The following is a 21,437-nucleotide window of genomic DNA, read 5'->3' on the forward strand; positions in this document are numbered from 1 at the left end:
ATGTCACCCATTGTAGTCTTCTTGAAGCTCTCCGTGTGCGCGGGTCTTCGGGTGTCGCCGTGGAGGTCTGCGGCCCCGGACGCCGATCGGCTTTCGTCGACGCCTCAGACGGACACGGGGTGCCGCAGCCGAAGCGACTCCGGGTACGGGCGAAGGTAGGTCTGTTCGCTCGCCCACGTGACGTCCTCCGCCGTGCAGTGGTGTCGCAGCAGGGCCACGGGCAGGCTCAGTGGAGCGTTGCCCCGCCGATAGTCCTCGATCCCGGCCAACAGATCGTGCCTGCGCGTGTCGTCCAGCAACGGACTGATCATCCCGAAGACGTGCTGGAGGGCGTTGGCGTGCTTGCCACGACTCGTCCTGACGGCCAACGCCCGATGGAACGCCTCGGCGTAGGTCGCCGCCGTCTGCTCGCGGTCGTGCGCGCCGGCCTTCGCCACGACCCGCCCGGTCTCGCGGTACCCGTCCGGGGAGTGCGCCATCAACTGGAGTTTGTGCCGCGTATGGAACGCCACCAGGTCGCGTACGGCCCACTCGCCCTCGATGAGGGCGCGCAGCCGCGCGTGCGCGAACACCCGTTCCACGAAGTGCTCACGAAGGACGGCGTCGGACAGGCGCCCCTGCTCCTCCACCGGCAGTGCCGGCAGCAGCGTGGTGAGCCGCTCGGCGAAGGCGCCGCGGCCGGTGCCGCGCAGCCGGTTCCCGGCACCGTCGAAGACCGGTAGGGAGAACAGGCCGCAACTCGGCGACTTGTTCTTGAGGACGTAGCCGTCGAGTCGGGCCAGTCGATCGAGGTGTCGATTCGCGACGTTCGAGAGATCGTCGGAATGGTCGGTTCCGGTCGCACTGGAGATCACTCGCGCCGATCCCTCTGAGTCCTGTAGGCGCAGGGTCGGGCGAGGGACCCCCAACCCGATCTCCGCTTCCGGGCAGACCGGGAGCCAATCCACGTGCCGGCTCAGTTCGTCGGTGAGGAAACGGTTTCGCGAGTGGCCGCCGTTATAACGCACAGAGGCGCCGAGCAGGCAGCTGGACACTCCGACGACGGGGCGAACGAACGTATCCATTCCGGGGCCCTACCCGGTGGAGCCTGCCGTAACCACCGACGATCTCTTTGAGTAGTGTGTCGAACACCTTAAGTGAAGGAGGTCTCTTGGTCGCTCCCGTGCTCGTGCTCTTCACCCAGGATCTTCGCCTGAACGACCACCCCGCGCTGACCACGGCCCTGGGAACCGGCGGAGCGGTGGTCCCGCTCTTCGTTCTCGACCACGCCCTACTGCGACGCGCGGCCCGCAACCGGCTCGCCCACCTCGCCGAGGCCCTCGCCGACCTGCGTTCGGGACTGCGCGCCGTGGGCGCGGACCTCGTGGTCCGCCGAGGCGACACGGTCACGGAGACACTCGCCCTCGCCCGGGAGACCGGCGCCGGGACCGTCCATCTGAGCGCGGGCGTGAGCCGCGTGGCGGACCGGCGGCTCACCCGGCTCCGCGAGTCCGGGTTGGTCGCGCGTACCCACGCCGGGCTCACAGTGGTGCCACCGGGAGACATCACCCCGACCGCGGGTGACCACTACAAGGTGTTCACCCCCTACTGGAGGGTCTGGGAGGGCACCCGATGGCGGGAGACCCTGCCCGCCCCCGAACGGGTCCCCCCGCTCGAAGGACTCGACCCCGGACGCCTGCTCGCGCCCGACGACCTCTCACGCGAAGGTGTGGGAGCCCTCTCCCCTGAACGGCAGGCGGGCGGATGGACCCGGGCGCGTGAACGACTCCGTGCCTGGCTCGACTCGGGTCTCGCCGACTACGGTGACCGGAACGACGACCTTGCCGGTGCGGCGACCTCTCATCTGTCCGCCGACCTGCGCTTCGGTTGCCTGTCCCCGCTGGAGGTCGCCCGCGCCGCACGCGATCTTCCAGGGGGTTCCGAGTACGTTCGCCAACTCGCCTGGCGCGACTTCCACCACCAGGTCACCGCGGCCTTCCCCGACATCACGATTCGGGACTACCGGCCTCGTGGTCGCGAGTGGCGAGAGGACCCCGACGCCCTCGCCGCCTGGAAGGAGGGGCTTACCGGGGTGCCGATCGTGGACGCCGGGATGCGCCAACTGCTTCGCGAGGGTTTCATGCACAATCGCACCCGAATGATCACCGCGTCCTTCCTCACCAGGACCCTGCGCGTTCACTGGCGGGAGGGGGCCGCGCACTTCGACGCCCACCTGACCGATGGTGACGTGGCCGACGACTACGGCAACTGGCAGTGGGTGGCCGGAACCGGCAACGACACCCGACCCGGTCGGGCCTTCAACCCCTCCCGGCAGGCCAAGAGGTTCGACCCCGAGGGTGTCTACGTGCGTAGGTACGTGCCCGAACTCGCCGACCTGTCCGGTGCCCGCGCCCACAGCCCGTGGTCGGAGGGATCCGGCGAAGGTGTCGAGGGGTATCCGCCTCCGATCGCCGACCCCGGCCGACTGTGAGGCGAGACCGGGGTCGGCGCGCGACTAGGAGTTGTAGTGGCCGCAATTGGGGCAGGTGCGCACCCCGGGGTTGAGGTACTCACCGCATCTTTCGCACAGGCCCACGATGGGCTTGTCGTGTTTGGGGGACATGTGCGGTGCCCCCTGGTGAACGGGCCTCAAGGGTCATCCTTCCGTTTCGGCCAGCCCGTCGATGATGTCGTCCAAGACCAGTGACCGGTCAGAACCCGACATCAAACGCAGTTCCCGGAGCGCGGGAACGGTGTCGACACCTTCGGGCCCCGTCACCGTGCACACGCGCATGCAGTGCTGGGTGGGGGCCCACCAGAAGTCCCGTTCATCGATGGGGGCGATGCGGTACACCGTCGCGGGGTACTGGGACGGTCTGCTGGGTGAGTGCCATTGCTGGACACGGGCGAGTACGAATCCGGTGATCAGGGAATCGAAGACGCCGTCCGACGCCAGGTCGGTCAACGCGTTCTTGTCGCCCTCGGCGCGGCAGGCGTCACACCCGGCGAGTTCCGCGCGCAGGAGCCAACGGGCACGCGCGTGACCCACCTCTGGGTTCTTGAGCTTGCTCGGATGCCGGTGTCCCATACACGGGAGCGTACGACGCCCGGGGAAGCCGCGATAGCCGGGCCCCGTGGGGATCTCGGTGCCCGCGCGGAGCACCGGCCGCAAGCACCCTTCGGACCCTGTCATCGAGGACTCAATACCCTTGCTCACAAGCCATCTTGAATTAACGTGGGGGTGCCACAGGCAGTACTACCACCCGTCGTAGACTCATGACTATGAATCGGCTTGGCGAACTTGAACGCGCGGTGATGGATGTACTGTGGGCACGCAACGAACCAATGACGGTTCGTGAGGTCGGCAAAGCGCTCGCAGAGCGGGACCTGGCGCACACGACCGTCATGACCGTGCTCGACAGACTCGCCAAGAAGAAGGTCGTCACCCGGGCACGTGAGGGCCGTGCGTGGCGGTACCGTCCGGCTGCCAGCCGTGAGAACTACGTGTCCGAGTTGATGTTCGACGCACTCGGTCAGACGGTCGACCGTGACGCGGCCCTGGCCGCCTTCGTCCAATCCATGGACGGTCAGGAGGCTGAAGCGCTCAGGCGCGCACTCGCGGAAACCGAGCAGCCAAGGAACTAGTCCGAATGGTCAGTGCCGCACTCCTCACTCTCGTCGCGGTCAGCTGCCTCATCGCCATGGAAGCTCTCCACCGGGCGAAGTGGCCCTCCCGCGGCCCCTACACGGCGGTCATCGCCTGGCAGGCCCTCGGCCTGGCATGGGGTGTGTCCACCATCGGCGCGCTGTTGGCCTACGGGCTTTCCTCGTACCGACTCGGTGCCGCCGGCGGCAGCATGGCCATGCTCGCCGACCTGGTCAGCGGAGAGTTCCTGCTCGCCGAGTTCTCCCAGGGGCTGGAAGGCATCAGCCACCTGGCCGCCGTCACACTGGCCGTGATCCTCACCCTGGTCCTGTTCTGCGGACTGGTGGCCTCCTTCGTCCAGGTTCTGCGCGTTCGTAGACGCCACCACGACCTCCTCGAACTCGTCGCCAGCGATCACCCCGACGTTCCCGGCGCCCGAGTGGTCGACCACCCCGCCGCCGCCGCGTACTGTCTGCCGGGCGTCCTGCGATCCCAGGTGGTCATCAGCGCGGGCGCCCTGGAAGTACTCGACAACCGCGAGCTCGCCGCGGTCCTCGCCCACGAGCACGCCCACCTGCGTCAGCGTCACGACCTCGTGCTGCTGCCCTTCTCCTCCCTCAAGCGGGCCTTCCCCCGTGTCCACCTCGTACGCACCTACTACGAGAGCGTCGCGCTGCTCATCGAGATGTGCGCCGACGACCAGGCCGTGCGCAAGAGCTCCTCGCGGGAACTGGCCATGGCGCTGCTGCGTTTCGGTGCCGCCGGGGCCGCGCCCGTCCCGGCCGGCGCGATGGCGGCCGTACGTCCCGCCGAACCCTCGGTGATGCGCCGGGTCAACCGCCTCCTGCGTCCCGACGACGAACTCCCGTACCACGCGGGCGCGGTCATCATGGGCTCCTCCGCCTTCCTCCTGGCGACGGTCACCTGCCTCTGGAACATTCCGGTCTGACCCTCCGGGCACGATTATCGACGCCGATCCGTTTACCGTGGAGAGCGGGCGGACCCCCGTTCGATCACGCGTAGCTCTGGAGTGAGTCTTGTTTTACTGGATCTGGCAGCTCGTCTACCTGGTGACCTTCGTGGCCAGCCTCTACGCGTTGATCGAGGCGCTGCGGACACCGGCGCAGGCCTTCGAGATCATGGACAAACAGACCAAGAAGCTCTGGGTCATCCTGACCGGTGTGGCGTCGGGACTGTCCCTTCTCGCGGTCCTGAGCGGCACGGGCATGTTCGTCATCCTGGGTCTGGTGGCCACGCTCATCTTCCTGCTGGACGTGCGTCCCGCGGTCAAGGGCATGGGCGGAAACCAGAACAACGGTCCCTACGGGCCCTGGTAGGGGTCCGAACCCCCGCTCTGCGATGGTCGTTCCGCGGGCATGACCTGCCACATGGCCTCCGCGTAGGCGGGATCACCGGTGTAGTCGGAGTGGCCGAGGATCTCCGGACGGCGGGCCTCCCCGGGGAGGGCGTCGTAGGAGCGTGGGTCCGGCAGTGGTTCGACCGTCGGCACGACCAGCTCCTCCCCGGCGGGGCCGGAGCGACGTACAGGTCCCGCGATGGCGTCGGTGACCCGCCACAGGTTGCGCCAGGACGACACCCTCCCCTTCAGGTCGGTGAAGGCCACCGGCCCGAAGTAGGCGGGGAAGTAGCGGGAGTACAAGCGGTCCAACGGGGACCCGTGGGTGATCAGCGAGACCCGGTCGGCGCACTCCTGCGGCAACTGCCACACCGTGGCCGCCGCCAACACCGAACCCTGCGAGTGCCCGGACAACACCACCCCGGTGTCCTCGTCGGCCATCCTGCGCACCCTCGCCACGAGCTGGGGGACGGCGCGTTCGGCGTAGGACGGGGGCGCCAGCGGGTGGGCCGCCCGTGGCCAAAAGGTGCCCACGTCCCACACCGCTCCCACGGCCTGACGGGTCGGCCGGTCCCGGTAGGCGCTGCGGCCGATCCACACCAACGCCACGAGGGCGGCCCCGCCCAGCAGTGAACCCACGGCCACCAGCGCGTCCAGGGCGTCTTGGGCCACGCCCTGCAATCCGCCGGTGACCGCCATGGGGGCGTCCAACGGTCCGGCCTCCAGGTTTCCGGTGGCGATCGAGTACAGGGCCAGCCCCACCAACGGCACGACCGGCAGCAGCAGGGCGCCCAGGATCTTCGGTAGCGCTTCGGTCATCCGGCCCACGGCGCGGGCACGCGCGATGTCCCACGTCCGCCGGTCCCGGACACTGCGCGAGTACAGCGCGGTGACCTTCGGCAACTGGGCTCGTACCGCCCCGCGCAGCCACAGGGCCAGGACCACCACCACGATCAGCACGATGATCGCCTGGAAGGCGAAGGCCAACTGCAGCCAGGAGTAGGCGGTGGGCGGGGACAGCGCCAGACAATCGGCCTCGGGGGCGTCCATCGAGCCGCAGCCGCTCAACCACCGTGACCCCTGGTAGACCAGGGCCGCGGAGAAGGCGCCGCCGAGCAGGGTGCCCAGCGCCGCGGTGGACGGACCGGCCAACCCCCGCATCGCGGTGTGCCGATGTGGTCGGTCCACGGAGAACAGCACCAGCGCCGCCACCAGCAGGATCACCACCAAGGTGCCCTGCACGGCGAAGAGGGTGTTGAGCATGGTCCCGCTGCCCGGGAGCCGCCCCTCGGTCACCCAACCCGGCCGTGGCCAGACGGTGTACACCGCGACGGCCGCGGTCAGCCCCAGGGTGGTGTCGCGCAGCACGCGACACAGTCGATCGGCGCGCGCGTTCCACCGAGCGTCCTTGCCCGGGACCAACACGCTCAACGTGCTCAGCAGCGCCACGAGCGCCAACAGGCCGGCCAGACCCGCACCGACCGTCCACAGACCCGGCACGTCCGGAATCGGTGCTCCGCGCCCGCCCAGGTCGTGCAGTAGCGGCGGCAGGAGCAGCAGCGCCGCCACGGTGCCCACCGCGATCGCGATGTGCGCCGACCGCAGCCGCGCCATGATCTCGCTGTTGCGCCAGAAGTCGGGGTGGCTGAGAGGGGCGTCCTCGGAGTACCGGGGCGGAACCGGTCCGGTCACCACCTCGTAGTCGGCCGCGGTACGTCGGGACAACCGCCACAACACCACCACGACCACCGCCGGCAGTACCGCGCCCACCAGCAAAGACCTGCCCGGCGCGGACAGCGGGGAGGACGCGGAGGCGAGGAAGGCCAACCACGGCCGCGCGCGCACGCACTCCTCGCCCTGGCCGACGCACTGCCAGGCGACCAGGTCCATCCCCACCCCGGCGGCGGCCAGGACGATGAGCATGGTCAGCGAGAGCGCCAGCAGTCGTACCCCGGCCCCGTAGGCGATGTTGGCCACTCGACGGGTTCCGGTCTGACCGTCGTCCATCCGCCCCGGCCGCATCCAGTAGGCCACGTTGAGCATCATGAACGGCGTCAACAGGAGCCAGAAGGCGCGCGAGGAGGCGCCCGAGGTGAGGTTGCCCCAGGCGAAGATCTCCCGACGCACCCCGGGCAGGGTCTCGGTGTCCGGCTTTCGTCGCCACCGGAAGAACCCGGCCAGCCGGTCGCCGCCCACACGCATGGCGGGCTCCACGTCCAAGAGCTCCTCCGCGTGCCCGCCACTCACCCCATGGACACGCAACTCCACGCGGTCTCGGGCGCCCGAGGGCGCACCATCGGAGCGGGCGGGGGTGCGAGGGGCGGATGCGCGGGTGGGGTTCTCGTGGAGGGGTTCGGCTGTGTCCGGCATGTCAGCATCCTGCCACGCAGAGTCGCCGTGAAACAGCGTGTTCCGCCGGCCTGTGGACAACTCGCGGGGCCGGAACCGGCCCGCCGGGATTCGTGGCGGCCCGCGGGACGGTTCACTGCACCCGCGACTCGTCCTCCACGTCCCAGGTGTTGCACGCCCCCGGTGACTGCTCCTCCCACCCGGAGCGGGTCCACCCGACACTGTTCTCCGGGGAGCCGTGCGTACGCTTCTCGTCCGGCTCGCCCTCCCGGTCCGCGGTCGCGGAAGCGTCGTCCAGCAGCACGTCGAGGTCGTCGTCGGCCAACGGGTAACTCACCCGCACCGAACCCAGGAACGCCCCCGCCAGACAGTTGGCCTGAAGCTCGCTACGGCGCGTCCAGGTGTTGCGGCCGGCGTCGTCCTCCTCCAACTGGCGCTGTTCGTGGTAGTACTCCAGCAGCCCGGACTCGCCCTGCACGTGGTGGGCGTACTCGTGGGCCAACAGCGACGCGTACACCACGCTCTCCTCGGCCCCGTTCCACTTCTCGACCACGTCCTCGGTACCGATGTAGATGGCACCTCCGGCACGGCAGTAGAAGGCGCCGGCCGCCGAGGGATAGGCGCGGCACGGGCTCACCCCGGGCTCGGTCCAGAACACCCGGTCCGGTGGGCTGAAGGCGATCCCGGCCCGTTCGAACTGGGTCTGCCAGACATCGTCCAGACAGTCGGCGACCTGGTTCAGGAACACCTCCATCGAGGCCGGTTCGTCCACGTCCACGTCCGGTACCGGGCACGGCAGGGGGCTCAGCCTCCCCGTCTCGTACAGCGGATTGGCGAGCAACGCCACCTCCCCGCTGGGCCGGTCCGGCACCGATCGGCCCGGCAACCCCAATTGCCCGGTGGGGGAGTCCGAGAGCGAACCACCCTGCCCGGGCTTGTCCTCACCGCTCTCGGCGCGCTCCAGCACGGTGTCGACCCCGGTCCCCGTGTCCTTTTGAACGGTGGACCACGACAGCAGCGACAACGCCAGTACGGCCACCAGAAGGCCACAGACCACGCTGAACACCCGACGGTTGTTCCGGTGCATACGGCGCGCACGCGCCAGCCGGGAGGACTCGTCCGGTCCGCCGTGGTCCCAGGCCGCGCTCACCGCACCAACTCCTCGCGGGCCTCCCACGTGTTGCAGGCGGCCGGATCCATGCGATCCCACCCGTGCGCGGTCCACAGTCTGCCGTTCTCCGCGGAACCGTGCGTACCGGTGCCCTCGTGGTCGGAACGGCGGACGACGTCGTCGAGGATGTTCTCCCGCTCACTCTCCTGGTAACCCAGCGACCCCTCGGCGGAGCCGACGAACACCCCGCCCAGACAGTTGGCCTGGAGCTCGTTGCGCCGGGTCAGCTCGTCGGCGGTCTCGTCGTCGGAGTTGGCCCGCAGGGCGTGGAACTCGGCGAGCATCCGCGACTGCCCCTGCACGTGGTGGCCGTACTCGTGGCTGAGCAGGAACGTGTACGCCTCGGGTTCCTCACTGCCGCCCGAAGCCGCCACGATGTCCTTGACCCCCAGGTACAGGCCCTGGTTGGCCTGGCAGTAGAACGCCGCGGTGCCCTCGCTCGGGAAGGGGCCGCAGGGACTGTGTCCCTCGTCGTACCAGTAGATCCGGTTGGGTGAGTCGAACGGCAGCCCGGCCTCGTCGAAGTAGTCCGCCCAGGCCGTGTCCAGACAGTCGGCGATCGCGTGCACGAACACCTCGACCGAACGAGGGTCCCGCTGGTCCAACGACGGAGGGGAGCACGTCACCTCGCCCAGCTCACCCGCCGCGTACAGCGGGTTCTGCCCGAGTGGGTCGTCGATCGGCGCGTCCGAGTGGTCGGCCGGCCATCCCTCCGAGTCCGCGGACATCAACTCCGTGGGATCGGTACCGACCGGGTCACCCCAAGCCGGTTCGGCGCCGGGAAGCATCGCGGAGATCGCGAGGAATCCGGTGAATCCGACCGCGGCCAGTCCCGTACCGAGGGACAGGGACACACCCAGCCCCATCCGCTGTAGGAACCCACGACGCTCCGCCCAGGGATCGAGGTCCGGGTCCGGTCGCGGTCGCCTCACCACACGCCCACGTCCATCCGTCTCAGGGCCGTTCGGAAACACCGGACCACGACGTCGCGGAGGGTGCCCCGTGGGCACGGCCTGCGGGAAGACCGGATAGGCTCTCGCGTCATGTGGTGGGTCGGCTCCCTGCGCGGGGCCGTCGCTTGGGCGACGGCCCTGCTCGTGTTCTCCTCGCTGGTCACAGCGGTCACCGTGGCGTGGCCGAGAGAGGAGGCGCACGCGGCGGCGGCCGCACCGATCACCACAGTACCGGGGCACGCTTCGGCGAAAACCTTGCCCCATGCCGCCAACGAGGGTTCCATCACCAACCAGATCACCCTCGAACTGGACCGACACGGCGTACTCGGCGGCGAGGAGGACATTCGTTTCGAGGGGGAACCCCCCGAGACCTTCACCCGCGCGCTGACCTCCACGATGATCTACGACACCGATCACGACCGTCGGTTCGAGGTCGACGACGTCACCGCGGTCGACGCCGACGGCGCCACCCTCGACATCGAGACCGAGGAGACCGGTGGCGCCCTGCTGGTGCGGATCCCCACCGCGGACACACGAGGCGTGCGCCTGTCCTATCGGGTGGGCGGCACCATCAGCGAGGTCGCCCAGGGCGTCCAGTTGGAGTGGAGGGCGGTGGGCGCCTACAGCCACCCGGTTCGCACCACCGACGTCACCGTCAACGCCCCCCTGCCGCCGGAGGCCCTGTCCTGCCTGGCGGGCGAACCCCGCAGCTCCATGTACTGCACCGCCTCCGACATGGGCGGCGAAGCGGTCGTCGCGCACTTCCTCCAGGCCGACATGGGCCCGGACGACCGGCTCGACATCGTCGTGAACTACCCGCCCGGCACCGCGGAGGGCGAACCCATCCTCACCCGACGCTGGTCCCTGGCATCGGCCTTCGCGGTCACCCCGGCGACCGGAAGCGTCTTCGGTCTGTTGTTGCTGGTCCTGGTGGGCGGCCTGATCGCCCTGATCCGCATCCGAGGCCGTGACGAGCGCGCGTTGCGCCAAGAGGCCTCCCAGGGCGACCACGCCCCGATCGAGCCCGGCGAGCACGGTCGTCTGCGCTTCCACGCCCCCGACGGTGTCCACCCCGGCCAGATCGGCACGCTGGTGGACGAACGCGTGGACATCGCCGACCTCACCGCCGGTGTCCTGGACCTGGCCGTGCGCGGATACATCCGGGTCGAGGAACTTCCGCACGAGCACTTCACCTCGGTGGACTGGCGGCTGGTCCGCCTGGACGGCCCCACCGGGGAGAACCTGCTGGCCTCCGAGTGGCTGCTACTGGACGCCCTCTTCGGGGAGAAGCGCACCGTGCGCATGTCCCAACTCGCCTCGCCTCGGCACTCCCCGGACTTCCCCACCAGGATCGACCGGGTCCGGGACGAGCTGTACCAGGACATGGTGCGACTGAAGTGGTTCTCCCGCTCACCCAGCCGGGTCCGCGGCGTCTGGACGACGGTCGGGATGCTCACCACCGCGGTCGGCGTCCTGTCGACGATCCTTCTCGCGGTGTTCACCCACGCCGCCTTCACCGGGCTGGCCGTCGTCATCGCCGGCGCGGCCATCACCGCCGGCGCCCAGTACATGCCCGCGAAGACCAGACTGGGCAGCTCCGTGTACGCGCACACCATGGGTTTTCGCGACTACCTGCTGAGCTCGCGCGCCCAGACCGTGCCGTCAGGGCAACGAGTGGAGCTGTACTCGCGCTACCTGCCCTACGCGGTGATCTTCGACGACGTGGAACGTTGGGCCAACATCCTGGCCGGCGCCGCCATCGCCGACCTCGAACCGGAGGAACTCGACGGCGACGGCCTGCACTGGTACACGGGCCCGCGGGAGTGGCGGATCGAGGACTTCACGGACTCCATCACCACGTTCGTGTTCACCCTCACCGGTGTCATCACCAACACCCGTCGCACCGGGCTGCTCAACCAGCTGCAACGATCGAGGTAGGAACGTCCCGGCCAGGGGCCACGAGAGTCGACGAGAACAAGAGGGGGAGCCCATGCGCGCGGTCGTGCAGCGGGTGTCGCACGCTTCGGTGACGGTGGACGACGAGGTCGTCGGGGAGATCACGCGGCCCGGGCTCATGGCGCTCGTGGGCGTCACCCACACCGACACCGAGGCCGAGGCCGCCAAGATCGCCCGCAAGCTCTGGACCCTGCGGATCCTGGCGGACGAGCAGTCCTGCTCGGACATCCAGGCCCCGTTGCTGGTGGTCAGCCAGTTCACCCTCTACGGAGACGCCCGCAAGGGCCGCCGGCCCACGTGGCAGGCGGCGGCCCCGGGGCCGGTCGCCGAACCCCTCGTGGACGCCGTCGTCAAGGAACTGCGCGAACAGGGAGCCGAGGTCGCCACCGGGGTGTTCGGTGCGCGGATGTCCGTGGACCTGACCAACGAGGGGCCGTTCACCGTCGTCCTGGAGGTGTGACCCGGGCGATGACGTGAGCCGGGGCGGGCAGGTCGTGGCGCAGGTCCGGGGTGGTGACCGGCGGGTCGAACACCGTGCGCATCGGCAGCACACCCGCCCAGACCGGGGTGTCATGGTCCTCCGGATCGTCGGACGGCGGCCCCGTACGCACCTTCACCGACGCCTCCTCCAGCGACAACGCCAGCACCCGGGTCGCCGCCGACTCCTTGACACTCGGCCGACGCACCACGTCCCACCGGCCCGGTGCCGCCTGCTCGGTGGTGGCCCGTAGCGCCGCCTCGTGTTCGTTCGGGTCGGTGACCACCCGAGGCGTCCCGAAGACCATCGCCGACCGGTGGTTCATCGAGTGGTGGAAGGCCGACCGCGCCATCACGATCCCGTCCAACAAGGTGACCGTCACGCACACCTCACCGATTTCGCGGAGGAAGCGGGCGCCGGTGGATCCGTGAAGGTAAAGGGTGTCGCCGATCCGTGCGTAGCCGGTCGGCAGTACACGGGGAGCGCCGTCCACCACCACGCCCACGTGGCAGACCAGCCCCTCGTCGAGGAGGTCGTAGAGCTCGGAACGGTCGCTACGGGCCTTGTGTTTCCCCCGCTTGATCCGGGTGCGTTCGGTGGGGGAGAGCGTGCGTTCGGATTCGGGAGCGGATTCGGATTCGGATTCGGTGGAGAGCATGCGTTCACCGTAGAAAGAAAGTGGATACCCCGACCATGGCCACTTTCCGCCTATAACGAAGGACCACTTTGCCTCGTCGCCTCGCCGACCCCCCGATCCACCTGGACCGTTCCCACTCCACCCCGCTCACCACTCAGCTGGCGTCGGAACTGCGTACGGCCATGACCACCGGGGTGCTCCGTCCCTCCGAACGGCTCCCCTCCAGTCGCTCCCTGGCCGCTCAACTCGGGGTGAGCCGCACCGTCGTCACCGACGCCTACCAACAGCTCTACGCCGAGGGATGGTTGGAGGGCAGGCACGGCTCGGGCACGTTCGTCGCCGAGCACGAACCCCTCGCTCCGCGCACGACGCCGGCCCCCCGCGGCGGCCTGCCGTCGCCCGAGGGCCGCCCCGCTCGAGAACAGGTACGCGGGGAGGGCCGTGTCGACCTGCGACCCGGAACGCCTTGGGTGCACGACCACGACCGGGCCGCCCTGCGCCGCGCGTGGCGGCACGCCGCCGGGCACGCACCCGACAGCGTCCCCGACCCGCGTGGACGGCCCCGGCTCCGCGCGCTCCTCGCCGAACACCTGCGCCGCGCCCGCGGCATCCGTGTCGGCTCGGAGAACCTCATCGTCACTCGCGGGACCGGCAACGGGCTCGACCTGGTCGCGGCCCTGCTCGGACCCGGCACCCGCGCCGGCGTGGAGGACCCCGGCTACGGGAGGGCCCGGTCCATCCTGGCCGCCCGCGGCGCCCACATCGTGCCCTGCCCCGTCGACCGCGACGGACTCCGCACCGACGACCTGCCCGACGACCTCGGCCTCGTCTACACCACCCCCGCCCACCAGTACCCGCTCGGCGGACGACTCCCCATACCCCGCCGCGAACGGCTCCTGACCTGGGCGGCGCGTACCGGCGCCCTGGTGGTGGAGGACGACTACGACGCCGAGTTCCGCTACGACGTGGCGCCCCTGCCCGCCCTGTACGGACTGGACCCGGCACGGGTGGTCCTGCTCGGCACGCTCTCCAAGACCCTCGACCCCGACCTGGGCATCGGCTGGATCGTCGCCGACCCCGACCTCGCCGACCGCCTGGCCGCTGTGCGAGCCGACCTGTCCGACCGCACCAGCGGACCCGTCCAGGCGGTGACCGAGTTGCTACTGGAACGCGGCGACCTCGACCGACACCTGCGTCGGATGCGCCGCGAGTACGCCCGCCGCCGCGCACTGCTCGTGGAACATCTGGGGGCCCACCTGACCGGGGACACCGCCGGACTGCACGTCCTGCTCCCCCTACCGGAGAAGGCGGTGGCACCGGTGATCGAGGCCGCCGCGGCCGAAGGGATCCTGGTCGAGGACACCAGCCGGACCAGCCACGCGGAACCTCGTGTCCACGGACTCGTCATCGGCTACGGAGCCGCCACGAGGCCGGACCTGCGGCACGCCTGCGAGGTCCTCGCCCGCGCAGTGCGAAGGCACACCGAAAGTCCCGGGCGGTGACGAAGCAGCCGCCCGGGACACGGGAGGTCGAAGCTCGGTGGAGTACCGGCGCGGGGAATCCGAAGGGGGACCACCCGTGCCCGGAGCTACTCCACCTCGACGGTCACCGGCTCGAACTTGTAGCCGAGCCCGCGCACGGTGACGATGTACCGGGGGCTGCTCGGGTCCTCCTCGATCTTGGCCCGCAGCCGCTTCACGTGCACGTCCAAGGTCTTGGTGTCACCGACGTAGTCGGCGCCCCACACCCGGTCGATGAGCTGCATCCGCGTGAGCACGCGCCCGGCGTTGAGCAGGAGCACCTCCAGCAGCTCGAATTCCTTCAGGGGCAGCTGCACGTTGTCGCCGAGAACCGTCACCACGTGCCGCTCCACGTCCATACGGACGGGGCCGGCCTCCAGGATGACGCTGGTCGGTGCCTTGACCTCGCCCCGGCGGCGCAGCACCGCGCGGATCCGCGCCACGAGCTCGCGGGAGGAGAACGGCTTGGTCACGTAGTCGTCGGCGCCCAGCTCCAGACCGACGACCTTGTCGATCTCGGAGTCCTTGGCGGTGAGCATGATGACGGGGACGTTGGACTTCTGGCGAAGGGTGCGGCAGACCTCGGTGCCGGACAGTCCCGGCAGCATGAGGTCGAGCAGTACCAGGTCGGCCCCGGTCCGGTCGAAGGTCTCCAACGCCACGGTGCCGGTGGGGGCCACCGCGACCTCGAAACCCTCCTTACGCAGCATGTACGACAGGGCGTCGCTGTAGGACTCCTCGTCCTCTACTACGAGTACACGCGTCACTGTGCCGTCTCCTGGTGATTGTCGTTCCGGGACGTGTCGAACTCCCGGCTCTCCGGTCTGGGCAGACGCAGAGTGAACGTCGACCCCGACCCCTCCTTGCTCCACACGGTCACTTCTCCACGGTGGTGGGTCATGATGTGCTTGACGATCGCCAGGCCGAGACCGGTACCACCGGTGGCCCGGCTTCGAGCGGCGTCCACACGGTAGAACCGCTCGAAGATTCTCTCCAGATCCTGTTGTGGGATCCCGATCCCCTGGTCGGCGACGCTGATGTCCACGCTCGACCGGGCGACCCCCACTGAGACCGCCACCCGGGTGTTCTTCGGGCTGTAGGCGACGGCGTTCGTTATCAGGTTACGCAGGGCGGTGCCGAGCATGGCCTCGTCACCCAGCACGGTCAGCCCCTCGGCACCGCTGCCGACCAGCTCGATCCCCTTGGCGTCGGCGGGCATGCGCGCCGCGTCGATCGACTCCTCCACGATGGACTCCACGTTCACCGGAACCGGTTCGGCGATCGGTTCGGCGCCCTGGATACGGGAAAGGGTGATGAGGTCCTGGATGACGGCGGTCAGACGGGAGGCCTCGATCTGCATGCGCTCGGTGAACCGACGGACGGCCTCCGGGTCGTCACTCGCGTCCTGTACGGTCTCCGCCAATAGGGACAGGGCACCCACCGGGGTCTTCAACTCATGCGAGATGTTGGCCACGAAGTCACGACGGACCGCCTCCAAACGACGGTGTTCGGTCTGGTCCTCGGCCAGGACGAGCACCAGACCGGTGCCGCCCAGCGGTGCCACCCGCACGGCGAAGGACGTGGCGTCGGGGCCGAACTTGCGGACGGCGACCTCGATCGAGGTCTCACGGATGACCCCGTCCCGACGAACCTTGCGGGCCAGCGAGAGGAGTTCGCCTATGACCAGTTCCTCGCCACGGACGATCCCGAAGGCCCGGGCGGCGGAGGAAGCACGCAGGACTCTGTCCGCGGAGTCCAGGACCACGGCGGAAGAGGGGAGGGCGGAGAGTACCTCCGCGATCCCCGGGGGGAGGCCGTTGCCCTCCTGGCGCGGACGCGGTTCCAGTTGTTCCGCGCGCGACCGGAAAAAGCGACCGGCGACGATGACGCCCATGACGACGCCCAGCACGAGTCCGATGATGCCGGTTACGGCGGCGAGAAGTTCACCTTGCACGATTCGATCGTAAACGTGCCGACCAGGGCTTTACTCGGCAAGGGCACGCGACACAACCGAGGTTCTTCAATCGTTCACCGACTCTTGGCCGATCCTTCAAACTCACACTGGGAGCATTGACCTTATGCGCGATACGTACCACGAGGACCTTGACAGCCTGAGCGAACGCCTCGTCGAGATGACCAGGCTCGCCAGGCACGCCGTCGCGCGTGCCACCACCGCGTTGTTGGACAGTGACCTCACCGCCGCCCAGGAGGTGATCTCCGGGGACGAGGCGATCAACCGACTGGACCAGGAGATCGAGGACACCGCCTTCAGTCTGATGGCGCGGCAACAGCCGGTGGCCTCCGACCTGCGGACCATCATCACCGCCCTGTACATGCGTGGTGACCTGGAGCGGATGGGCGACCACGCCGTCCACCTGGCCAAGATCGCCCGCCGTCGACACCCGGACTCGGCCATCCCCAAGCCGGTTCGCTCGATCGTCCTGGAGATGGGTCACGAAGCCGAGCTGCTGGTCACCAAGGCCGGAGAGGTGATCCTGGAGAGGGACCCCGACACCGCTCTGGAACTGGACAAGGACGACGACAAGATGGACCGGCTGCGGCGCAAGCTGCTGCAGCGCATCCTCGCCCCGGGCTGGGAGTACGGGGTCGAGGCGACCATGGACGTGACCCTGGTCGGGCGGTTCTACGAACGTTACGGTGACCACGCGGTGCACGTCGCCGACAACCTGATCTACATGGTGACCGGAGAGAAGCGCGAGGATTACGAACCCGAGGAGTAACACCCTCGTAGGTCGTCATCCGACGTCATCGGGCCCTGGGGCTTTCGTGTTCCGGGGCCCTACGCGTGCGCGGGGGAGAACGGGGAGAACCAGGGGATGGCACGGGGGGATGTGGGGGGAGGGCTTGACGCGGGCTTGACTCCGGGGGCGGTCTGGATCCGGACGAGTCAACGTTGGATCAGCCCCGTCCGAAATCGTGATCTAAATCGCTACGAGCGCTCGCGGGGCGTGTTCGTGCGAGGGCGAACCCTACCCCAAGAAGGTAGCCCTGATGTCACGCTTCGGCTGGCCAGCGGGGGTTCCAGCCCTCTTTGAGATGTTCCGATCAGGCATCCGAGGCTGCTCGGGTACACTTTGTCAAGCCCTAAAAAGTGTGGCTTGACCTGCGTGTTCGCAAAGCTAATAGGTACGTTAAGTCACAGATTCATGGTATCCTTGGTGTAGCGGAAGGGGTACCTGTCACATGGCTTTCAAGGTCGGCGACACTGTTGTCTACCCCCATCATGGGGCTGCTCGTATTGAAGCGATCGAGACTCGCACTATTAAGGGCGAGGACAGAACCTACCTCGTTCTGAGGGTTGACAAGGGCGATCTGACGGTGCGAGTGCCGGCTGCGAACGCCGAGGATGTCGGCGTTCGTGACGTGGTGGGGCAGGAAGGCCTGGACAAGGTCTTCGAGGTGCTGCGGGCACCGCACACCGAAGAGCCCACCAACTGGTCGAGGCGCTACAAGGCGAACCTGGAGAAGCTGGCGTCCGGCGACGTCAACAAGGTCGCCGAGGTCGTGCGTGACCTGTGGCGCCGGGACAAGGAACGTGGTCTGTCCGCCGGTGAGAAGCGGATGCTCGCCAAGGCGCGGCAGATTCTCGTCAGTGAACTCGCGCTCGCGGAAAAGACCAACGAGGACAAGGCCGAGGCCATCCTCGACGACGTTCTTACAGGCTGATAGTCGCGGAATCACATAATTCATGACGAAAATGCCTCGGGTGGGCGTCGGAACCGACGTCCACCCGTTTTCTCCTGGAAGAACACTTTATCTCGCCGGTTTGGAATGGCCCGGTGAAGATGGTGTGAGTGGCCATTCCGATGGTGATGTCGCCGCTCATGCCGCATGCGACGCGTTGTTGTCCGCCTGCGGACTCGGTGATCTCGGATCCAACTTCGGAACCTCCGATCCTCGGTGGAAGGGCGCCTCGGGCGTGGCTCTGCTCACAGAGACCGTCACACGCGTGCACGCCGCCGGTTTCGAGATCGGCAACGTGGCCGTCCAGATCATCAGCAACCGCCCCAAGTTCGCGCCCCGGCGTGACGAGGCGGAGAAGACGTTCTCCGAGGTCGTGGGCGCGCCCGTGAGCATCTCGGCGACCACCACCGACGGCTTGGGCCTCACCGGCCGTGGTGAGGGCATCGCGGCCGTCGCGACCGCCCTCTGCGCACCCAGGGACTGAACCGAACGCACACCACCTGTGGCCTCCGCACCCGATCGGGTGCGGAGGCCACACGTGTTCGCCCAGGGAGGGGCCGGTGGAGGCGAGGGAGTGGTCCGAGCGGTGAGCGAGGCGGCGGGTGGAGTTCCGGTGGGGTCGGGGGTGGGGCGGCAGGGGAGCAGGAACAGGGGCAGGGCAGGGCAGGGACAGGGGCCAGTGGGCCTGTATCCGGCCCATGACTCCAGCCGCGTCCCTAGGCCCGAAACCCTCCTGAACTGGTGCGAGTGCGGACTACTTCTCCCGGCGGGAAGCCGCGCGCCAGGATTCATCAGGACTCGCGGGGCCCATGGGGATTCGCCGGGACTCGTAGGGACTTGCAGGGGGCACACAAGGCCCACGGAGACTTGCGGGGGCTTACAAGGGCTTACAGGGGCTTGCAGAGGCATACAGGGAGTTGTCCACAGGCTCGTTCCCTCGGCCTGGTGGTGGGGCATAGGGGCGTGATCCTATTGATCTTGGGGGAGCCTCTGGTTTCGCCGGTTTCGTGCTGCCCGGGGGTTGTTTTGGTAGGGCGCCTCAGGCCGTGATCCCGCGGGTGGTTGGGCGTTGCTCGGGAATGTGGGTGGGACGCCTGAGGTAGAGAATCTGCCGGTTTACGGGGCGGGTGTGGGGTGGTTGGTGGGGCGCCTCAGGTTTCTGGCTCTGGGGGTTGTTGGGCGTTGCTCGGGTGGGTTCTCCCTCCTTCCCCGCCGCGTGATTGTTGCCGCCCGCACCGCACGCGTCAAGGCAATGTTGAGTCCTGTGGCAGCGGTGTTGGTGGCCTTGACCCGTACGGCACGGGCGGCGGTTTGGCGGCTATCGGGGAAGGGGGAGAGTGGTTGAGGTCCCAACGGCCCCGGGCTTCGCCCGGTCCGGCCGCAGGCGGCCGGATCCCTTCCCCTCCCTCTGGTGTCCTCGTGGGCCGCGTCGCCACTACGTGACGGGTCCGGTCACGAAGGCCCCGCTACAGGTGGGACGGGTGGCGGGGCGCGTCCCCGCGGTAGCCGGCACCGGCGCCCCTTTGGCGATGATCTTGCTCCTAGCGCCCATTTGGGCGCCCAACATGGCGCTACGGACAAGATCGTTTCTCTTCAGAGCCCCTCCATCGAAGTCGTGAGGAGGCGCTTTTCTGTGAGAGGTGGCGCCGGCCATAAGGGGGAAGGGGTTGTGGGTCACCCGCAATGGCCACACTGCCCGTGGTGGGGGTGACACCGGTAGGGCGAGCGGTCGTAGTAGGGGCCGGTGTCGGCACCTGTGCTGCCCACACCCCCAACGGGAGCCACTCCGTGCCCGGAATGTGGCTCTGGGCGGGGGGTTCGGGGTGGGGGCATGCTGATATCCCCACAGGGCACGGGCCCTTGGGGTCTGACACCCAACCGGGGGTGTTCTCGCGGGGGTGGTGTTCCACCTGGCGGAAACGGGTGGCGGAAGCGGATGGTGGTGGTTAGAGGACAGTGGCTGGGGTTGGCTCCCCCTCCCCATCCCCGGACCCGGCTTCCTTTCCCGCTTCTTGGCGGTTCTGGGCGTGGTGGTGTTCCCAGATCTGCCGGTTCACCTTCGCCTGCAACCGGTGCTTGAGCCGGTTATGGGTCGAGCACAAGATCTGCATGTTGTCCGCGCTCGTGGCCCCGCCGTGGGAGAACGGGACGATGTGGTCGTACTGTGACCAGCTACGCGGCACGTCACAACCCTGGTGCCACTCGCAGTAGGGCTTCTTGAACCCCGCCGCCTGGCGCACCGGATCCGGAGCACACCGCTGCTTACGCCCCACATCCAACAGAGTCCGACCCTGGGCGTCGGTCACGAACCGACGCAACCAACTCTCGGGGGCCAGGCGGGCCACCATCTGATCAGGGAGGACCACACCATCCTCGGTGGTGGCGGGTTCAGCCGACCCATCACCCAGGAAGCGCTTGAGGGGGACGGTGATGTTCAACGTGGCCAACGGTTGGCGGCTCAGGCTGGAGCAACCCCGGTGGCCCAGAGCGGTCTCGAAGATCCGCATCATCGCGTCATAGGTGCGCTGATGCTTCGGGACGGCGGCGTTATCGGGCCCGTACGGTTCGGTGTAAGCCTGCAGGGCGGCCTGGATCAGCTCGTTATCGGCCCCCGGCCCCCACATCCGCAACAGAAACCCGGACTCGAACGTGGGCGAGAATTGCGCGCCCCGGTTCTCGAACGTTTCGTCATAGTCCCGGTCGGCCTTATCCGGGTCCAGGCGGGCCACGAACCATTTCGCCGCGTCCCGCAGCTGGCGCACCGAAGCCTGCGGGCACTCGGCCTTGAAACCGATCAGCCCGAATTCCAACCGGGCCCGAAACCCCTCCGCAGAAGGACGCTGGGCACGGAATTCCTCATCCGCCGTTTCCAGGACCTTCGCCCACTCGGTGGTGGCCTTTTCGGTGGAGGTCGCGATCGCGCACGCCTCACCCAGCGACAGGGCCTCGTTCTGGAAGGCTTCTTCCACCAGGGGCAACTGCTGCTGGTACAACGCTCGGGCGAGGGTGGCAAGGCTCTTGGCCTCGGCCGGAGAGGTGCCCCACTGGTGGGTGATCCACGCCTGGATACTGCGCTGGCCGCCCTCTTCCAACAGGGCGCCGGTGGCCTCCATGCGGGCCAGGGCGGGCAGCATCCCATAGCGGATCCGGTCGACTTCCCCATTGAGCCGGCCGAACTGGGCGAGCACATCGGCTTCACACCCGAACGGGATATCCCGGCCGGAGAATTCCACCGCCATCTCCCGCGCACCCGCCATCGCCTTATCGACCGGGGTGTTCCCGGTCGGGCGCGGTGCGTGGGGAGGAAAGCTCATACTCTGATTATAAGCGAACACCCCCAAGAATGGCAGACTTACCGGCGAGTATATTCAACCTATTTCCGGGACGGCAAATGCACCTACCATAGGCGGGGTGGCCATTCTGGGTTATCCACAACCCCTTTTCCCTATGGTCGGCGCCACCTCTCACAGAAGTGCCTCCTCAGGGTTTCGGTGGAGGGGCTCTGAAGAGAAACGATCTTGTCCGTAGCGCCATGTTGGGCGCCCAAATGGGCGCTACGAGCAAGATCATCGCTGTGAAGACCAGGGCCGGCTACCGCGGGGACGCGCCCCGCCATCCGCCCTACCTGTAGCGGGGCCTTCGTGACCGGACCCGTCACGTAGTGGCGACGCGGCCCACGAGGACAC

20 protein-coding genes are annotated in these 21,437 nt (G+C 68.4%); 10 read left to right on the plus strand and 10 right to left on the minus strand.

Features of this window, described 5'->3' with window-relative positions; translation table 11 throughout:
• Positions 1–104 precede the first annotated feature (104 nt).
• On the minus strand, positions 105–1,064 hold the full coding sequence (locus ACWGSK_RS07385; protein WP_358503568.1) for a YbgA family protein: 960 nt from the start codon (positions 1,062–1,064) through the stop codon (positions 105–107).
• Between the two features lie 86 nt (positions 1,065–1,150).
• On the opposite strand from ACWGSK_RS07385, the gene ACWGSK_RS07390 reads away from it, so the two are divergent.
• Positions 1,151–2,470 carry a cryptochrome/photolyase family protein gene (locus tag ACWGSK_RS07390; RefSeq protein ID WP_358503565.1) on the plus strand — a complete coding sequence of 440 codons (1,320 nt, stop codon included), beginning with the start codon at positions 1,151–1,153 and terminating at the stop codon, positions 2,468–2,470.
• A gap of 24 nt (positions 2,471–2,494) precedes the next feature.
• On the opposite strand, the gene ACWGSK_RS07395 is transcribed toward ACWGSK_RS07390, so the two are convergent.
• Entirely contained in the window at positions 2,495–2,602 is a 108-nt protein-coding gene (locus ACWGSK_RS07395; protein WP_358503562.1) for a zinc-ribbon domain-containing protein, read from the minus strand.
• A 33-nt stretch (positions 2,603–2,635) separates the two neighbouring features.
• A complete protein-coding gene (locus tag ACWGSK_RS07400; RefSeq protein WP_452455443.1) occupies positions 2,636–3,067 on the minus strand; it encodes a hypothetical protein in 432 nt (143 codons plus the stop codon).
• A 194-nt stretch (positions 3,068–3,261) separates the two neighbouring features.
• Between ACWGSK_RS07400 and ACWGSK_RS07405 the strand changes: the two genes are divergently transcribed.
• The 3 genes from ACWGSK_RS07405 to ACWGSK_RS07415 all read left to right on the plus strand — a co-directional run bounded on the left by ACWGSK_RS07405 (position 3,262) and on the right by ACWGSK_RS07415 (position 4,962).
• On the plus strand, positions 3,262–3,624 hold the full coding sequence (locus ACWGSK_RS07405) for a BlaI/MecI/CopY family transcriptional regulator (protein ID WP_084392335.1): 363 nt from the start codon (positions 3,262–3,264) through the stop codon (positions 3,622–3,624).
• A 5-nt stretch (positions 3,625–3,629) separates the two neighbouring features.
• Positions 3,630–4,574, plus strand: coding sequence for a M56 family metallopeptidase (locus ACWGSK_RS07410; protein WP_358503555.1), 945 nt, complete (start codon positions 3,630–3,632; stop codon positions 4,572–4,574).
• 88 nt (positions 4,575–4,662) lie between these two features.
• Positions 4,663–4,962, plus strand: a complete 300-nt coding sequence (locus ACWGSK_RS07415) for a DUF2516 family protein (protein WP_358503552.1) — start codon at positions 4,663–4,665, stop codon at positions 4,960–4,962.
• On the opposite strand, the gene ACWGSK_RS07420 is transcribed toward ACWGSK_RS07415, so the two are convergent.
• The 3 genes from ACWGSK_RS07420 to ACWGSK_RS07430 form a co-directional block, all read right to left on the minus strand.
• Complete coding sequence (locus tag ACWGSK_RS07420; RefSeq protein ID WP_452455444.1) at positions 4,947–7,352, minus strand: hypothetical protein; 2,406 nt, start codon at positions 7,350–7,352, stop codon at positions 4,947–4,949. The genes ACWGSK_RS07415 and ACWGSK_RS07420 overlap by 16 nt on opposite strands.
• Before the next feature lie 112 nt (positions 7,353–7,464).
• Complete coding sequence (locus tag ACWGSK_RS07425; RefSeq protein WP_358504057.1) at positions 7,465–8,418, minus strand: neutral zinc metallopeptidase; 954 nt, start codon at positions 8,416–8,418, stop codon at positions 7,465–7,467.
• Between the two features lie 59 nt (positions 8,419–8,477).
• Positions 8,478–9,437, minus strand: coding sequence for a neutral zinc metallopeptidase (locus ACWGSK_RS07430; RefSeq protein ID WP_358503547.1), 960 nt, complete (start codon positions 9,435–9,437; stop codon positions 8,478–8,480).
• Between the two features lie 108 nt (positions 9,438–9,545).
• Between ACWGSK_RS07430 and ACWGSK_RS07435 the strand changes: the two genes are divergently transcribed.
• Both ACWGSK_RS07435 and dtd read left to right on the plus strand, forming a co-directional pair.
• Positions 9,546–11,393 (plus strand): DUF2207 family protein, encoded by a 1,848-nt coding sequence (locus ACWGSK_RS07435; protein ID WP_358503544.1) that lies wholly within the window; start codon positions 9,546–9,548, stop codon positions 11,391–11,393.
• 52 nt (positions 11,394–11,445) lie between these two features.
• Complete coding sequence (dtd, locus tag ACWGSK_RS07440) at positions 11,446–11,871, plus strand: D-aminoacyl-tRNA deacylase (protein ID WP_358503541.1); 426 nt, start codon at positions 11,446–11,448, stop codon at positions 11,869–11,871.
• On the opposite strand, the gene ACWGSK_RS07445 is transcribed toward dtd, so the two are convergent.
• Positions 11,849–12,547 carry a pyridoxamine 5'-phosphate oxidase family protein gene (locus tag ACWGSK_RS07445; RefSeq protein ID WP_358503538.1) on the minus strand — a complete coding sequence of 233 codons (699 nt, stop codon included), beginning with the start codon at positions 12,545–12,547 and terminating at the stop codon, positions 11,849–11,851. The genes dtd and ACWGSK_RS07445 overlap by 23 nt on opposite strands.
• 68 nt (positions 12,548–12,615) lie before the next feature.
• On the opposite strand from ACWGSK_RS07445, the gene pdxR reads away from it, so the two are divergent.
• Entirely contained in the window at positions 12,616–14,028 is a 1,413-nt protein-coding gene (pdxR, locus tag ACWGSK_RS07450) for a MocR-like pyridoxine biosynthesis transcription factor PdxR (protein WP_452455445.1), read from the plus strand.
• Between the two features lie 86 nt (positions 14,029–14,114).
• Here the strand turns inward: pdxR and ACWGSK_RS07455 are convergent, their stop codons facing one another.
• Positions 14,115–14,813, minus strand: a complete 699-nt coding sequence (locus ACWGSK_RS07455) for a response regulator transcription factor (protein WP_067600365.1) — start codon at positions 14,811–14,813, stop codon at positions 14,115–14,117.
• Positions 14,810–16,000 (minus strand): sensor histidine kinase, encoded by a 1,191-nt coding sequence (locus ACWGSK_RS07460; RefSeq protein WP_358503532.1) that lies wholly within the window; start codon positions 15,998–16,000, stop codon positions 14,810–14,812. Before ACWGSK_RS07460 ends, ACWGSK_RS07455 begins: the two co-directional genes overlap by 4 nt.
• 124 nt (positions 16,001–16,124) lie before the next feature.
• Here ACWGSK_RS07460 and phoU point away from each other — a divergent pair, with 124 nt between their 5' ends.
• The 3 genes from phoU to ispF all read left to right on the plus strand — a co-directional run bounded on the left by phoU (position 16,125) and on the right by ispF (position 18,235).
• Positions 16,125–16,787 carry a phosphate signaling complex protein PhoU gene (gene phoU, locus ACWGSK_RS07465; protein ID WP_358503529.1) on the plus strand — a complete coding sequence of 221 codons (663 nt, stop codon included), beginning with the start codon at positions 16,125–16,127 and terminating at the stop codon, positions 16,785–16,787.
• 463 nt (positions 16,788–17,250) lie between these two features.
• Positions 17,251–17,733 carry a CarD family transcriptional regulator gene (locus ACWGSK_RS07470; protein ID WP_067600369.1) on the plus strand — a complete coding sequence of 161 codons (483 nt, stop codon included), beginning with the start codon at positions 17,251–17,253 and terminating at the stop codon, positions 17,731–17,733.
• A 31-nt stretch (positions 17,734–17,764) separates the two neighbouring features.
• Entirely contained in the window at positions 17,765–18,235 is a 471-nt protein-coding gene (ispF, locus tag ACWGSK_RS07475) for a 2-C-methyl-D-erythritol 2,4-cyclodiphosphate synthase (RefSeq protein WP_358504054.1), read from the plus strand.
• 1,462 nt (positions 18,236–19,697) lie between these two features.
• Here ispF and ACWGSK_RS07480 read toward each other — a convergent pair.
• Entirely contained in the window at positions 19,698–21,065 is a 1,368-nt protein-coding gene (locus ACWGSK_RS07480) for a DUF222 domain-containing protein (protein ID WP_452455446.1), read from the minus strand.
• Positions 21,066–21,437 lie beyond the last annotated feature (372 nt).

This window comes from Nocardiopsis sp. NPDC055551 (assembly GCF_053619415.1).